The sequence below is a fragment of the Rahnella sp. RcJ3 genome (genome assembly GCF_009498575.1).
Lineage (GTDB): Bacteria > Pseudomonadota > Gammaproteobacteria > Enterobacterales > Enterobacteriaceae > Rahnella > Rahnella aceris.
The window spans coordinates 294031-309993 of the sequence record NZ_QSNX01000003.1 but is presented as its reverse complement, the minus strand read 5'-3'; the positions used below and the strand labels follow the sequence as shown (position 1 = coordinate 309993).

Below are 15963 nucleotides of genomic sequence, written 5' to 3'. Positions count from 1 at the left end.
TCCTGACAGAGAGCAGACCCGCGCTTTATTGCAGGCGCGGGTCAAACATCATGGGCTCGCGTTCTACTGAACTCAGTAAATCGGCAAAAGCCGGGTGTAGCGGATTAAGTAATACGTTGTATTCCGACGGCACAATCACTGACGGCACTTTCAGCCCGACATATTCACCTTCTGCAAGCCAGACGTCACCCTGACGTTGAGTGCTGTCAGGCACTGATGCGCTTCGCCAGTCGGCGGCAAGCTCTGAAACTTCCAGCGTATCCAGCAGTTCCTCTGGCACCTCAATACTCAGCAAGGTATAGGAACGCATCAACATGCTGTTTTGCAAATGCACCAGAATTTCCAGGATAGCCAGTGAGATGCTGGTGGTGACATAGACGACCGGCCTGCCTGGCGGATTCCAGCGACCGCCATAAAGTTGCGCGCCGGCTCCCGACCAGGCTGTCGCCAGATGACGGGTCTGCACGATACGAAACAGCTTCAACTGAAAACACCGTGCTGGAGACGACCAATCAGGCGGCTGACTTCCACAGCACCCGCTTCAGAAGACAGCAGTTCCAGCGGACGTGAACCATCCAGTGCCGGAGCAGGGCGGGTGAACCATTCGAGCGCCGAGACACGATCCCCTTCGAACAAATCAGTTGCGGCATCCACGATGCGAACCAGTCGCGCCACACGTTCACTCTCTTCACTTTTTAGCAATCCGTTCCCGGCTTTACGCCGGGCATAGTTGCGTTCGTTAATGCCCATGATTTCCAGTAACACCATTTTTGGCCATCCCAGCTCAGTATTAAGACGGCTGATACTATCAACCGGAAATCCCTTTTGTATGGCATTTATCAAACTGATTCCGCTGCTTGCGGGAAGGCCCGCAGATTGCCAAAGCGGCGTTGCAGAATCTTGCACAGAGCTGGAAGACAGCCCGGTAATTTTTGAATTCATGATGTGTGCCTCCGCACCGTTATTTGTCATGATTATAGCATGACAAATAACGAATGGTCATTTTATCAACGATAACTTTTTGCCTCAGTCCGTACTGAATAAAAGCGCACGGAAAGATAAATGTGATGAATGTCACATTGGGGATGTATCGGAATGAAACAGAAATTGACAAACCTTGACCAAATCTATTTATTAGCTAAGAAAAGTCGACTCTTGTAGGAAGTAACTGGTAATTGCAGGTTTTTTGCACTATGTGCAGCAATCGGTTGCGGATCACAGTTTTAGGGTTTGTTTTATGCAACGTCTGAAAGTGGCAAGGCGTTGTTCCACCCCCCGCTTCTGGTAAAAATATGAAAAATAAAATTATTGCAGCAGGCGCTTTGATGGCTTTGTCCTACAGCGCGACCGTGCTCGCTGATGATAGCAAGGGCGAATTTGTTTCTGACTGGTGGCACCAAAGTGTCAACGTTGTAGGTAGCGCCGATACCCGTTTCGGGCCTACGCTGCGTAACGATGTTTACCTTGAATATGAAGCGTTTGCGCACAAAGACTGGTTTGATTTCTACGGTTATATCGATATTCCTAAAACCTTCGGCGCCGGTAACGGTAATGACACCGGTATCTGGGATAAAAACGGTTCTCCGCTGTTTATGGAAATCGAACCGCGTTTCTCTATTGATAAGCTGACCGGTACTGATCTGAGCTTCGGTCCGTTCAAAGAATGGTACTTCGCGAACAACTATATCTACGACATGGGCCCGGACAGCGATAACCGTCAAAATACCTGGTACATGGGGCTGGGCACCGACATCGACACCGGTTTGCCGATGAGCCTGTCTCTGAACGTGTATGCGAAATACCAGTGGGAAAACTACGGCGCAGCGAATGAAAACAGCTGGGACGGTTACCGTTTCAAAGTGAAATATTTCGTTCCTCTGACGCAACTGTGGGGTGGCAACCTGAGCTATATCGGGTTCACCAACTTCGACTGGGGCTCCTCACTGGGTGATGACGATTTCCGTGATCTGAACGGCAACAAAGCGCGTTCTAACAACTCTATCGCCTCCAGCCATATCCTGTCGCTGAACTACACACACTGGCATTACTCGTTCGTGGCGCGTTACTTCCACAACGGCGGCCAGTGGGCTGACGGCGCTGAACTGAACTTCGGTAACGGTAACTTCGATGTGAAGTCCACCGGCTGGGGTTACTACGGCGTGATTGGCTACAACTTCTGATTTCAGCGGTTGTACGACAAACCCGGCTCCGGCCGGGTTTTTTGTTTTTGTTGCTTTCTGAAAAGTCGCACATCAGGCATTTTTTTTAGCTGTTGAGTGAAAAATGACCACAACTACAGGCGATCCTGACGCGCTGTTGTGGCATAATGCGCGCCAAATCACATTTCCCAATTAAGAGCGAGCGTTGTGCTAAGTACTTACAACATCACCATGCAATTCGGCAGCAAGCCGTTATTTGAAAATATTAACGTGAAATTTGGCGGCGGTAACCGTTACGGCCTGATTGGCGCGAACGGTTGTGGCAAGTCCACTTTCATGAAGATCCTCGGTGGCGACTTAGTGCCTTCTGGCGGTAACGTTGTGCTGGATCCGAATGAGCGTCTGGGTAAATTACGCCAGGATCAGTTCGCCTTCGAACAGTTCAGCGTGCTGGACACCGTTATCATGGGCCACACCGAATTGTGGGAAGTGAAGGAAGAGCGCGACCGTATTTACGCGATGGCGGAAATGAGCGAAGAAGACGGCTACAAAGTGGCTGATCTGGAAGTCGCTTACGGCGAAATGGACGGCTACAGCGCAGAATCCCGTGCGGGTGAATTGCTGCTGGGCGTGGGGATCCCTGTCGAGCAACATTATGGCCCGATGAGCGAAATCGCCCCGGGCTTTAAACTGCGTGTTTTGCTGGCGCAGGCGCTGTTCTCCGACCCGGAAATCCTGCTGCTCGACGAACCGACGAACAACCTGGACATCGATACTATTCGCTGGCTGGAGCAGGTGCTGAACGAACGTAACAGCACCATGATCATCATTTCCCATGACCGTCACTTCCTGAACATGGTGTGTACGCACATGGCGGATCTCGACTATGGCGAACTGCGTGTTTATCCGGGCAACTACGATGAATACATGACGGCGGCGACGCAGGCTCGTGAACTTCTCAGCGCCAATAACGCCAAGAAGAAAGCACAGATTGCTGAACTGCAATCGTTCGTCAGCCGCTTCAGCGCGAACGCCTCCAAATCTAAACAGGCGACTTCCCGTGCCCGTCAGATTGATAAAATTCAGCTTGATGAAATCAAAGCATCCAGCCGTCAGAACCCTTACATGCGCTTCGAGCAGGACAAGAAATTGTTCCGTAATGCGCTGGAAGTGGAAAAAATCACCAAAGGTTTCGACAACGGTCCGCTGTTTAAAAATCTCGGCCTGATGCTTGAAGTGGGCGAGAAAGTCGCGATTCTGGGTGCCAACGGTATCGGTAAATCAACGCTGCTGAAAACGCTGGTCGGTGAGCATGAACCGGAAAGCGGTTCAGTAAAATGGTCTGAAAACGCCAAGATCGGTTATTACGCGCAGGATCACGAATATGAATTCGATGACACCCTGAACGTGTTTGACTGGATGAGCCAGTGGAAATCCGAGAAAGACGACGAGCAGGCCGTACGCGGTGTGTTAGGCCGTCTGCTGTTCGGTCAGGACGATATCAAGAAGAAAGTGAAAGTACTTTCCGGTGGTGAAAAAGGTCGTATGTTATTCGGGAAACTGATGATGCAACGTCCGAACATCCTGATTATGGATGAACCAACCAACCACCTTGATATGGAATCCATCGAATCGCTGAACATGGCGCTGGAAATGTATGAAGGTACGCTGATCTTCGTTTCCCACGACCGTGAGTTCGTCAGCTCGCTGGCAACCCGTATTCTGGAAATGACGCCGACCCGCGTGATTGATTTCTCGGGTAATTACGAAGATTATCTGCGTAGCCAGGGCATCAATAGTTAATTCGCTGCATCCTTCACGTTGTCTCGGCGTTGGCTGCCTTTACTCACCCCGGTCACTTACCGATGTAAGCTCCCGGGGATTCGTGCAGTTGCCGCCTTGATACAACGCGAATGATTTTGCGAATTGTTTTGGGTGTCATAAAAAATAGAAAACCGCCGATAAAGGCGGTTTTTTTGTGTCTGAATTTACTGATTCAACAATCCCCACACACTTCACAATGCGGGTCTTTCATCAGTTTCATTTCGCGGAACTGCAACGTCATGGCGTCGAACATCAGCAGTTTTCCGCGCGGGGTTTCACCAAATTTTGTCAGCAGTTTGATGGTTTCCATCGCCTGCAAACTGCCGATGGTGCCGACTAAAGGTGCCATCACACCGGCTTCCACACAGGTCAGGGCGTTTTCACCGAATAACCGGCTCAGGCAGCGGTAGCAGGGTTCCTGCGGCTGATAAGTGAACACGCTGAGCTGGCCTTCCATGCGGATGGCGGCCCCGGAAACCAGCGGTTTTTTCTGCGCGTAACATTCACCGTTCAGCTGATTGCGCGTGGTGACGTTGTCGGTGCAATCGACCACCACGTCGCAGGCGGCGATCAGGTCACGCAGCATGTCGTCGCTGGCCTGTGTATTAATCTGATGAATGACGATGTGCGGATTGATTGCCGCCAGCGCCATTGCGGCGGATTCCACTTTCGACATGCCGATCCGGGCGTCAGTATGCAGCGTCTGGCGTTGCAGGTTTGACAGCGAGACCGTGTCGAAATCCAGTAGCGTTAACGTACCGGTGCCTGCCGCCGCCAGATATTGCGCAGCGGCACAGCCTAAACCGCCCAGTCCGACAATCAGCGCATGACGGGCTTTCAGTTGTTCCTGGCCGTCAAAATCAAACCCTTTCAGAACGATCTGGCGGTTATAACGCAGGGTTTCAGCGTCCGTCAGTTCCGGCAGTTGAGGCATATTCAGCTCCGCAGCAGGGCGTTAAACGGTTCGATTTCAACGATTTCGCCTGCGGCCACGTTACCGCGCCCGCGTTCAAGCACGATAAAACAGTTGGCCTGGCTGAATGAGCTGAATACGTGCGAACCCTGATGGCCGGTGGTGCGCACTTCCAGTTGTCCTTCGGCGCTGGTGCCGAAAATACCGCGCTGGAAATCGAGACGTCCGGGGGATTTTTTCAATGGTGTCACCGCTTTTGCCTTCAGGCGGGGCGGGAATTGCCAGGCCGTATGGCCGGACAACTGTGCAATAAATGGCTGAACCAGCTGATAAAACGTCAGTGCTGCCGACACCGGATTCCCCGGCAAACCGCAGAACCAGCTGCTTTCCAGTTTACCGAAAGCAAAAGGTTTGCCCGGTTTCATGGCAAGTTTCCAGAAACCAATTTCACCCAGTTCATCCAGGATCTGCTTCGTGTAATCGGCTTCACCCACCGATACGCCACCGCTGGAAATCACCAGATCGGCAAACGCATTGGCTTCTTCGAAGGCTTTACGCAGCGCCAGGGGATTATCGCGAATAATGCCTAAATCCAGGACGGTACAGCCCAGTTGTTCCAGCATCAGGCGCACAGCGAAACGGTTGGTATCGTAAATCTGCCCCTCCTGCAAAGGCGTTCCCACCGGTTGCAGTTCATCGCCGGTGGAGAATACGGCGACTTTCAGCGGTTTCCAGACCTTGACGTGGGTGACGCCCAGTGAGGCCAGCAGCGGTAATTCTGCCGCACCGAGCCGTACACCGGCAGGCAGCACGCTGTCGCCCTGTTTAATGTCGTCTCCGGTCAGGCGGATATTCTGGCCTTTTTGCGCTGTTGCAGTGAAACGTACTCCTGCATCTGAAACTTCAGCCTGTTCCTGCATGATTACTGCATCGGCACCGGCGGGAACTGGCGCACCGGTCATGATGCGGATACAGGTTCCGGCAGGCCATTCGCCATGAAAAGGCGCACCGGCAAAGGCTTTGCCCGCGACCGGGAACACCGCGCCGTCGTGCAAGTCTGTGCAACGTACGGCATAGCCATCCATTGCGGAGTTATCAAAAGGTGGCACAAAAACCGGTGAAAGCACCGGTGCGGCGGTTATGCGGCCTGCGGCGCCAGCAAGTGGCAGGGATTCGGCCTCCTGACTTGTTTTAGGCGGTACACAGTCGTGCATTTTATCCAGCGCTTCGTCAAGTGAGATCAGACCGGCAGTATTGAATTCCATAAAAAATCCTTAGTCATTCGTCCCGGCGTAGCAGGTATTTTCAGCGGTGCCGGGCAGGGAAATGGAGCATGCGCATAGTATGACAGAGAAACGCAGCGAACCAAAAAGCGCCGAAGGCGTAAAAATTCTGCGCGGATTCCTGAAAAATTGAGATCGATCCCAAAATTAACAATGTAACGCAGGTATTATAGTTACCGTTATTTGTGACCTTCGTCACATAACTGTCATATAAACAGGAATAACCGGTGCTTAAAAAAAATCGCCATCAGGCCATCCTTCAGTTGGTTGAACAACATGAAGTGCTACAGGTAAGCGAACTGGCACAATCGCTGGATGTAAGTCTCGAAACGATCAGACGCGATCTGAGTGAAATGCAGGACAAAGGATTGATTTTACGCCGCCACGGACGTGCGCGTCGTCTGGCCGCTCAGCCTGAAACATCCTGGCTAAACAGTTTGCAGCGTTGCCCGCAGCTTTAAACGCAGCAACGAAATAAGAAAAGGGAAGGCTTTGATGCCTTCCCTTTTTTATGCGTGTGATTCAGAGACCTGAATTAAAAACGCCCCTGGATCCCAATATGGCCGACGTAGCCTTCCATATCGCCGTCAAACCCTTTGACGTATTTCACATCAGCATACACCGAGGTATTCGGTGCGAGTTGCGCCGTCATGCCCGCGCCGGTCTGCCAGTATTGATCGGAAAAATCCGTTGTACTGACATCGATTCCGCCGACATTGATATCCGGTGAATCCGAGAAATTACTCAGTACGTCGGCGGTCAGGTAAGGTTTGAATTTTTCACTGGCTTTATCTTCTGCCTGGTCGCGTAACAAACGCAACCCGGCACGCGCTGTGCCCTGATTGACAGAAACGCCAGAGATATCAGAAATTTCATCGCTGAAATCTTCTGAATTCAGATACTGATAAATGATCTGCCCCTGAGGTTCGATTTTCCAGTTGGTGCTGACGGCATAGGGTTGACCTGCTTCAGCAGAAAGCAATACGCCGTAGCTGTCCTGTTTCGTATCATGCAGGCTCTCATACTGGTTACGATACCAGGTGAACTGGCCGACAAGGTCAACGTAAGCGCCATCTTGTGCATATCGGGTGTAATAGCTGCCAACGCTGTAGGCATCACTGCGCACTGAGCCAGCATCCGCACTTTTCCCCGCCAACGTGCGCACCTGATCCTGCGTGTCGGTACTCTGGTTGCCCAATGTCGCCATGATGCCAGCGTGGACGCGTGTGCCGTTTTTCAGTTCATCCTGATATAAGTCGGTTCCGAATTGCGCGAACCAGTAATCACTGTCGTACCCAAAACGTCCCGCATCGAAGGAAGTGTGTTCTCCGCCGGTTCTCGCCCATGCGCGATTGTTGTAGCCTTTGCCATAGGTTTCTGTATCGCCCATACGCTCGTGCAGCGTGCCAGCAATACGCATGCCATAATACAAGTTCAGATAAGGTGCTGCGATATAACTGGGGATTTCGCCACGGTAAGTGTCTGGTGTAGCCGGGGCAGGCGCAGGAACATCCGGTGTCGGATTATCTGGCGTTGGGACATCAGGAACCGGCGCGTCAGGTGTTGGGATTTCAGCGCGCAGATACCAGTCATTCATATCGCCGGTGGCATCCTTGCTTCCTTCAAAAAGATAATAGTCGTAAGCGCCGATACTGACGCTGTTTTCCAGACTGAACAGGCCATTATGACGGCTGGCATCATCAATCTGAGCGACACGTATTCCGTCGTTAATTGTCTGTGCTGCCTTACCCGACGCAGAGATATGTAATCCGAACTGCCCGGACGCGTTGCCCGTAACATGAATGAGATCGCCAGTGCTGTTTCCCTGCGCATCCTGCTCCAGCGACGTATTCATAAAGAACGTACCCTTGCCTGACAGATTGTGCGTTTCCAGCGTTTTATAATCACCTTGTCCGGAAAACTGAACGCTGGCGTTATTCATGTTGAGTGAGTCGATGCGCGAGGAATCGGTCATCAGCCACTGACTGTCCTGAGCATCAATATTAATCGTACCGGCAGAAGCAGAAGAAAATTCCGTGCCATTCATCGCGCTGCCTTGCCAGGTTGAGTTAAGCAAATTGAGCGTCAGCTGGCTGGCGATCGGGTCTTCATCTGCGCTTAGCGCAATAAGGTTACCGTTAATGATGCTGCCGTTGCTGGCGTTGACCGAAAGGTCGGCAATCTGGTTGCTGTTGCTTCCGGCAACGACAAAGGCATCGGCGGCATTCAGGGAACTGTTATCCAGTGTGACGGCCCATTCGCCTTCGGTGGCGTGTACGCCCTGGGTTTTACCCGCAAGCCGGGAGTTTTTGACGTCCAGTGTGCCACCGTAGGCATAATCAGGTGTGGCGTAGGAAGTGATCAGGTCAACCAGCGGTTGGTCCGACAGTGCATTTTCCATCACGACCTGGTTAAGGTTAACGTTGCCCTGATGACTGATTTCTATGCCGCTGGTGGTATTGCCGCTGCTGATATTGCCATTGAATACCGAGATAACAGAGTTGTCGTTTGAGCTTATCGCCGTGCCTGCGGAATGGATGTCAGTGTTCACTAAGGTGACATAGCTGTTTTGATTACTTTCGATCGCCGTACTGCCTGCATATTCTGTATTAGCAGAACCTCCATTCATTAATACACCGGCATTACGGGTGGAATAAATCGCCCGCGAGTCCTCGCCCGTGGTGGTAATTATCGCGTCATTAGAAAACAGAATAAATCCGTTATCTTCTGCATATAAGGCATTGGTATGCTTACCGTGGGTGGTCACTGTGCTACCACTTCCCGTGATAAGAACGTCGTTCCTCTTGTGCAGACTGGAATTGATGTTGTTTAAAATAATACCTTCTGAATAATCACCCGCAGTAGTGATATTGACTTTATTGATTGTGCCCTTTGCCCCATTCTGGATAACCAGACCATCAGAGCCGTTCTGCATTGAATTAATATACAGAGTGCCGGCAATCGTCGCGGTGGCATTATTATTCACCGTGAATCCGGGGGTGCTGTTATTATAGGTATTTATGGTAACATCATTTTTAGAAAGGAAAGAGGTTCCTATTCCTTCCATCATAATGCCTTTACTTTGGCCGTAAGTGTTGATAATAAGCGGTCCGAGTAAATCAACGCTTCCGCCACGGTTAATGAGCATCGCATCAGTTAAAGAGCCCTGAGTGGTGATCGTCACCGGTGCCGCAACTGACTGTGTCAGTGCGCCACCATCATGAATATAAAAGGCAGGAATACTGGAAGTGATGCCTTCCGACCAGGTGGTTGCATTTACGCCATCCAGATACCCTTCGGTGGAAAGGTCAAAGGGGACCATTCCGCTGATATCTAACACGGGTAAATTTGTCACATTGCCAAATTCATCTTTATCACTAATATCTGTTGCAAGCGCGTAATTAGCCAGAGAGATAGATATCGCCAGAGGGGTCAGCTTTATTAATCTAAGTGCTACAGTTTTCCATTTTTCCGGATTATTTCCCATTTTATATTTCGTCCCGTCAGAATTTTTTAAAGAGTCTGGCGGACATTCTACGCATATTTATTTTTTAAGTTATTAATTGTATATTAAGGTATGCTTAATTTAAGATGTTTATGAATGTGTAATATGTGGGCGTTAACGTAATGAATAATGGGGATTAAATAATAGGGGGTGATAATATTGTTTCGAGGTGTGTATATATTATCGAACGGATAGACACAAAAAATCCGACCGCAAAAATGCGGTCGGATTTTTATTACTCAAACAACGTTTTCAGTGTGCACTGACTTCGTGGTTAATTCTCTCTGCTTTGCTCTTCAGGCCGGCAAGTACCACCATCAGCACCAGCAACGCATAGGAAATGGTCGCGATATTCAGCGCCCAGAACAAACCGTATTCGTTGTAGATGAAAGACGAGAAGGACGCGAAAATCAGCGTGCCGACGGAACTGGTGGTCAGCAGCGCAGAGGTCAGCGTTGGCGGGGAGTTTTTCACCTGCAGGCTGCCGTAGCTCATCAGACCGGAGAACATTCCTGAGTTACAGAAACCGAACAGACCCACGGCGACGAGCACCAGCGTCGGCGAATTGCTGGTGGTCAGCACCGCCAGGCTTGCCATGCCGACAATCACGGAAATCAGCAGGAAAGTACGCAGTTTCACGAAACGCACGGTGAACTGGTTCAGGAACAGGCCAATCGCTTTCACCATCCAGTAGGTGGTGATGTAAATCGCGGCACGGTCCGTTTCCATATTGAAGTGCTCATGCAGCCAGCTTGGCATCCACAGCGTGAAGACCAGCTCGGTGAAGACAAAAGCAAACAGCGCAATACACAGGAAGAATACCGCGATGCCCCATGGCTCTTTCACCACGTTGTGCGTCGATTCGTTTTTAACCGGTTGCGGAACATTCGGGAATTTCTGACCCGCGCACAGTAAAATCATCAGCAGGCTCAGGACACCCATGATGCCGTACATCGCCAGCCAGCTTGCGCCATGTTTGAACAGGAAACCCAGCACCAGCGACAGCGTCATACCGGAAAGCGCGAAGAAGAAGTCGGTAAAGATCAGGTTCGCGGAACGTTTTTTCGGATCGTCATTAATACGTACGACCAGATAGCTGCCGATAGACATCATCAGGCCCGCCGTGGCGCCGATCAGGAACACACCCACGCCGAACAGTGTAATAGACGGCATGATAAACAGCGCGATACACACCAGCACGGAAATGAAAGAGCCGGTCATCAGTTGTTTGCCCAGATCAAACTTACGCATCAGAATGCCGCTGATCATAATGGGCAGGAACAGGCCAATGTTCATTAAGGAAAACATTTGACCGATAAAGCCCGGATCTTTGTTAAATGCAGTAGCCACCGGCCCGATAACAATGCCCAGAGTGGAAACCAGTCCACCGGTAAAGAAATAGCTGAGCCATGAGATCACATTAATCCGACGGCGGTTATAAACAGTTTCCATAAACTGATTTCCTAAAAAGAGAAAATAAAAAAGCGGCGGAAAGCTTATCCAGAGATGCTTTTATCCGTAGTTAAGACGTTTATTATTGCTGTTCTTTGGTCATTTGTCCCGCAGGTATATTCAATTGCAGCATTTGTTTTTCCTAAACAATCTAAGCAATTAGCGACTTTTTGATGGTGCGACATTTCCGCTTTACATACTGTTGCGGGCTAAATATAGTCAAAAACAGCTCAACATTTTCCTATACATAAATACAACATCGAAAGGTGCAGCGCTAATGAGTTTTTCTACTGATAATTCAGCGGCTTCCGTTTCGGACAAGAAGCGGCCGGTTATTGCGATCCACGGTGGTGCAGGGGCGATTACCCGCGCGGCAATGAGCGCTGAAAAAGAACGACTTTATTTAGCCGAACTGGAGAGAATAGTCACCTGCGGACAGGCTATTCTGGCCTCCGGCGGCAGTGCACTGGATGCGGTCACCGAGGCGGTGCGTCTGCTCGAAGAGTGTCCGTTATTTAATGCGGGAAAAGGGGCTGTTTTTACCCATCAGGGCACGCATGAGTTAGACGCCTGCATTATGGATGGCCGGACGCTCGATGCCGGAGCCATCAGTGGCGTGAATCATATCCGTAATCCGATCCTGACCGCCCGCAAAATTTTGGAAGTCAGTCCGCATGTGATGTTCACCGGGGCGGGGGCGGAAGCCTTTGCCTGCGAGCACGGCCAGGAAATGGTCGGGGCGGACTATTTTTTCACCCAGGAACGTTACGATCAGTTGCAGCGGGCCATCGCCGCTGATCAGGGTGTCATGCTCGATCACGACGGCGCTTCGCTTAACGACGCTGACCCGCTGGATCCTGAACATAAATTCGGTACCGTCGGTGCGGTGGCGATGGATGCGCTGGGCAATCTGGCGGCAGCCACATCCACTGGCGGTATGACCAACAAACAGGCCGGACGCGTCGGCGATTCGCCGATTATTGGCGCAGGTTGTTACGCCAGCAATAATACGGTGGCGATTTCCAGCACCGGTACCGGCGAAGTGTTTATGCGTACGGTGGCGGCCTATGATGTGGCCGCGCTTATCGAATACGCCGGCCTTTCACTGGAAGAGGCCACACATAAAGTTGTGCAGGAAAAACTGCTGCCCCTGGGGGGAAGCGGCGGGATGATTGCGGTGGATAAATTTGGCAATGTGGTGCTGCCTTTCAACAGCGAAGGCATGTACCGTGGATTCGCCCGTGTGGGCGATGCGCCCGTCGTCAGCATTTACCGTTCATGAACAGCCCGATGAACGGTCCTCTTATTCTGCCGCCCGAACACGTGCTTGCCGTCAGCCAGCTTAGCGTGCAGTTTGCCCATGAAAGGCAGGTCATTCAGGCGGTCAGTCATCTCAGTTTTCAGGTAAAACGCGGTGAAACGCTGGCGATTGTTGGCGAATCGGGTTCCGGAAAATCAGTGACCTCACTGGCGCTGATGCGGCTGGTGGAACAGGGCGGCGGGAGGATTTCACAAGGTGAAATGCAGTTGCGCCGCCGTAACGGTGAGATAGTCGATCTGATGAACGCCACGCAGCCCGCCATGCGTAACCTGCGCGGCGCGGATATGGCGATGATTTTTCAGGAGCCGATGACGTCGCTCAATCCGGTCTTCCCGGTGGGGGAGCAAATCGCCGAATCGATCCGCTTGCACCAAAATAAAGATCACCGGGCAGCCCGTGCGGAAGCATTACGGATGCTGGATCTGGTGCGGATTCCCGAAGCCAGAAATATTCTCGACAGTTACCCGCATCAGCTTTCCGGCGGTATGCGCCAGCGGGTGATGATTGCGATGGCACTCTCCTGTAAACCTGCGTTGCTGATTGCCGACGAACCGACCACGGCGCTGGATGTCACCATTCAGGCGCAAATTCTGCAACTGATCCGGGTGCTGCAAAAAGAGATGCAGATGGGGGTGATTTTTATCACGCATGACATGGGGGTGGTGGCCGAAATTGCTGATCGTGTGCTGGTGATGCATCAGGGCAACAGTGTGGAAACGGGGGAAGTGAACGCGATATTCCGTTCTCCGCAGGCGCCTTATACCCAGACGTTGCTGGCGGCGGTGCCAAAACTCGGTTCGATGGCGGGTAAACCGCTGCCCGCACGCTTCCCGGCACCCACACAACAGGAAAGCGATCCGGAACTGATTCAAAACACCCTGACGCCAGGCGTGCCCCCGATATTACAGGTGCGTGATCTGGTTACGCGGTTCGACCTGCGCAGCGGCATTTTCAATCGCGTGACCCGCCGGGTTCATGCCGTGGAAAAAGTCAGTTTTGATTTGCATCCCGGTGAAACGCTGGCGCTGGTGGGGGAGTCAGGCTGTGGTAAATCCACCACCGGCCGTTCGCTGCTAAAACTAGTGAAGAGTCAGGGGGGCACCATCACCTTTAACGGCCAGACGCTGACTGATATCGGCGGCAGTGAACTGCAACATCTGCGCCGTGATATCCAGTTTATTTTTCAGGATCCCTACGCCTCGCTCGATCCGCGCCTGACGGTAGGATATTCCATTATGGAACCGCTGCTGGTTCACAATCTGGCAAAAGGCGCAGAAGCCGAAGCCCGTGTGGCGTGGTTGCTGGAAAAAGTCGGACTGCTGCCGGAACACGCGCAGCGCTATCCTCATGAGTTTTCCGGCGGCCAGCGGCAGCGAATTTGCATTGCGCGTGCGCTGGCCCTTAATCCAAAAGTGGTGATTGCCGATGAATCGGTTTCGGCGCTGGATGTGTCTATCCGCGCGCAAATCATCAATCTGCTGATGGATTTGCAGAAAGAGTTTGGTCTGGCATTTTTGTTTATTTCTCACGATATGGCCGTTGTTGAACGCATCAGCCACCGCGTGGCGGTGATGTATCTCGGGCAGATAGTGGAAATCGGCTCGCGCCGTGCGGTATTTGAAACACCCCAACATGCGTACACCCGCAAACTGATGGCGGCTGTACCGGTCGCCGATCCTGCGCACAAGCGAAAAGACCAGGCGCTGCTGGTGGATGAAATCCCCAGTCCGATCCGCGGGCTGCACGATGACCCGGTGGTGATGCCATTGGTGAAGGTGGGCGAAGGCCATTTCGTCGCCAGACATACGATTGCGGGTATTTACTGATTTTTGTGGCGGCTTATTTTGAGTCGTCAATTCTTAGTAAGACAAACGGGTAAGACAGGAAAAGGAACTGACATGAATCAGCAGAAATCTAAAGGTAAGAACGTTGTCCGTCAGGCCGTGCTCGCTGCCGCTGTTTTCGGTTCGCTGGCGTCGGCTTCTGCATGGGCGGCAAAAGACGTGGTTATCGCCGTAGGTTCTAACTTCACCTCGCTTGATCCGTATGACGCTAACGACACCTTATCGCAGGCGGTCGCCAAATCTTTCTATCAGGGGCTGTTTGGCTTTGATAAAGATATGAAACTGGAAAACGTTCTGGCGGACAGCTATACCGTCAGTAAAGACGGTCTGGTTTACACCATCAAACTGCATCCGGGCATCAAATTCCAGGACGGCACCGATTTCAATGCGGCGGCGGTGAAGGTCAACTTTGATCGTGCCAGTAACCCGGACAGTCACCTCAAGCGTTATAACCTGTTTAAAAATATCGCCAGCACTGAAGCCGTTGATGACACCACGGTGAAAATCACGCTGAAAGCGCCGTTCTCCGCCTTTATCAACATTCTGGCGCACCCGTCTGCGGTGATCATTTCCCCGGCGGCGCTGACCAAATACGGCAAAGACATCGGTTTCCATCCGGTCGGTACCGGCCCGTATACGCTTGAACAATGGAACCAGACTGACTTTGTGAAAGTGAAGAAGTTCGACAGTTACTGGAAAAAAGGCGAGCCGAAACTCGACACCATTACCTGGCGTCCGGTGGCTGATAACAACACCCGGGCAGCCATGTTGCAAACCGGCGAAGCGGATCTGGCGTTCCCGGTGCCTTACGAACAGGCAGCCTTATTGGAGAAAAATGCCAAACTGGATCTGGTGACGGCGCCGTCGATTCTGCATCGCTACATCAGTTTCAATGTCACGCAAAAACCGTTCGATAATGTGAAAGTGCGTGAGGCGATTAACTACGCGATTAACAAGCAGGCGCTGATCAAAGTGGCGTTTGCCGGTTATGCTGTGCCGTCTGAAGGGCCATTGCCGCAGGGCATCGAATACGCCGCGAAATTTAAACCGTGGCCGTATGATCCGGCAAAAGCCAAAGCATTGCTGAAAGAAGCCGGTTACCCGGATGGTTTCACCACTACGCTGTGGTCCTCACACAACAACAGTACCGCGCAAAAAGTGTTGCAGTTCACCCAGCAACAACTGGCACAGGTCGGTATCAAGGTGACGGTTACCGCCATGGACGCCGCACAGCGTGCTGCGCAGGTTGAGAATGTGGGGCAGAAAGAGGCGGGCATCCGCATGTTCTACACCGGCTGGTCGGCGTCTACCGGTGAAGCAGACTGGGCGTTGTCTCCGCTGTTCTCCACACAGGCCGCGCCACCGAAGCAGTTCAATACCGCGTTCTACAGCAATGCGCAGGTGGATAAAGATTTGACCGATGCGCTGAAAACGACTGACAAAGCTGAGAAAGCTAAACTGTACGCTGATGCCCAGAAGCAAATCTGGAGCGATGCGCCGTGGGCGTTCCTGGTCACTGAACGTCTGGTTTCAGCCAAAAACAAACGTCTGACCGGCTTCTATGTGATGCCCGATACGGCGTTCAGTTTTGATGATGCAGATGTGAAATAACAGGCGGTGAGGCTTTCAGGGCGCGTGGCGCACAGCGTGCGTGCCCTGAAC

Annotated in this window: 12 protein-coding genes; 6 read left to right on the top strand and 6 right to left on the bottom strand. The window is 51.9% G+C overall.

What is annotated here, in order from left to right:
* Positions 1-25: 25 nt before the first annotated feature.
* On the bottom strand, positions 26-484 hold the full coding sequence (locus DXU84_RS06185; protein ID WP_013574722.1) for an RES family NAD+ phosphorylase: 459 nt from the start codon (positions 482-484) through the stop codon (positions 26-28).
* A complete protein-coding gene (locus tag DXU84_RS06180; RefSeq protein WP_013574723.1) occupies positions 481-942 on the bottom strand; it encodes an antitoxin Xre/MbcA/ParS toxin-binding domain-containing protein in 462 nt (153 codons plus the stop codon). The genes DXU84_RS06185 and DXU84_RS06180 overlap by 4 nt, the downstream gene beginning before the upstream one ends.
* A 350-nt stretch (positions 943-1292) precedes the next feature.
* Here DXU84_RS06180 and DXU84_RS06175 point away from each other — a divergent pair, with 350 nt between their 5' ends.
* Positions 1293-2180: a nucleoside-specific channel-forming protein Tsx gene (locus tag DXU84_RS06175; protein WP_013574724.1), complete on the top strand. Its 888-nt coding sequence runs from the start codon at positions 1293-1295 to the stop codon at positions 2178-2180.
* A 186-nt stretch (positions 2181-2366) separates the two neighbouring features.
* Positions 2367-3962, top strand: a complete 1596-nt coding sequence (locus DXU84_RS06170; RefSeq protein WP_013574725.1) for an ABC-F family ATPase — start codon at positions 2367-2369, stop codon at positions 3960-3962.
* Positions 3963-4155: 193 nt separating this feature from the next.
* Here the strand turns inward: DXU84_RS06170 and moeB are convergent, their stop codons facing one another.
* On the bottom strand, positions 4156-4917 hold the full coding sequence (gene moeB / locus DXU84_RS06165) for a molybdopterin-synthase adenylyltransferase MoeB (RefSeq protein WP_015689557.1): 762 nt from the start codon (positions 4915-4917) through the stop codon (positions 4156-4158).
* A 2-nt stretch (positions 4918-4919) separates the two neighbouring features.
* Positions 4920-6161: a molybdopterin molybdotransferase MoeA gene (gene moeA, locus DXU84_RS06160; protein ID WP_153375103.1), complete on the bottom strand. Its 1242-nt coding sequence runs from the start codon at positions 6159-6161 to the stop codon at positions 4920-4922.
* 245 nt (positions 6162-6406) lie between these two features.
* Between moeA and DXU84_RS06155 the strand changes: the two genes are divergently transcribed.
* A complete protein-coding gene (locus DXU84_RS06155) occupies positions 6407-6640 on the top strand; it encodes a DeoR family transcriptional regulator (RefSeq protein ID WP_013574728.1) in 234 nt (77 codons plus the stop codon).
* Between the two features lie 74 nt (positions 6641-6714).
* Here DXU84_RS06155 and DXU84_RS06150 read toward each other — a convergent pair whose 3' ends face one another.
* Positions 6715-9534 carry an autotransporter outer membrane beta-barrel domain-containing protein gene (locus DXU84_RS06150; protein WP_240966955.1) on the bottom strand — a complete coding sequence of 940 codons (2820 nt, stop codon included), beginning with the start codon at positions 9532-9534 and terminating at the stop codon, positions 6715-6717.
* Between the two features lie 402 nt (positions 9535-9936).
* The gene (tsgA, locus tag DXU84_RS06145) at positions 9937-11136 is read right to left on the bottom strand and encodes an MFS transporter TsgA (protein WP_013574731.1); all 1200 of its coding nucleotides are present in this window, start codon (positions 11134-11136) and stop codon (positions 9937-9939) included.
* A gap of 277 nt (positions 11137-11413) precedes the next feature.
* Here tsgA and DXU84_RS06140 point away from each other — a divergent pair, with 277 nt between their 5' ends.
* From DXU84_RS06140 to gsiB, 3 genes are all read left to right on the top strand, one after another.
* Positions 11414-12418 (top strand): isoaspartyl peptidase/L-asparaginase family protein, encoded by a 1005-nt coding sequence (locus DXU84_RS06140; protein ID WP_153375101.1) that lies wholly within the window; start codon positions 11414-11416, stop codon positions 12416-12418.
* Positions 12415-14283 (top strand): dipeptide ABC transporter ATP-binding protein, encoded by a 1869-nt coding sequence (locus DXU84_RS06135; protein WP_153375099.1) that lies wholly within the window; start codon positions 12415-12417, stop codon positions 14281-14283. Before DXU84_RS06140 ends, DXU84_RS06135 begins: the two co-directional genes overlap by 4 nt.
* A gap of 72 nt (positions 14284-14355) precedes the next feature.
* Positions 14356-15912 (top strand): glutathione ABC transporter substrate-binding protein GsiB, encoded by a 1557-nt coding sequence (gsiB, locus tag DXU84_RS06130; RefSeq protein WP_153375097.1) that lies wholly within the window; start codon positions 14356-14358, stop codon positions 15910-15912.
* Positions 15913-15963: the final 51 nt, after the last annotated feature.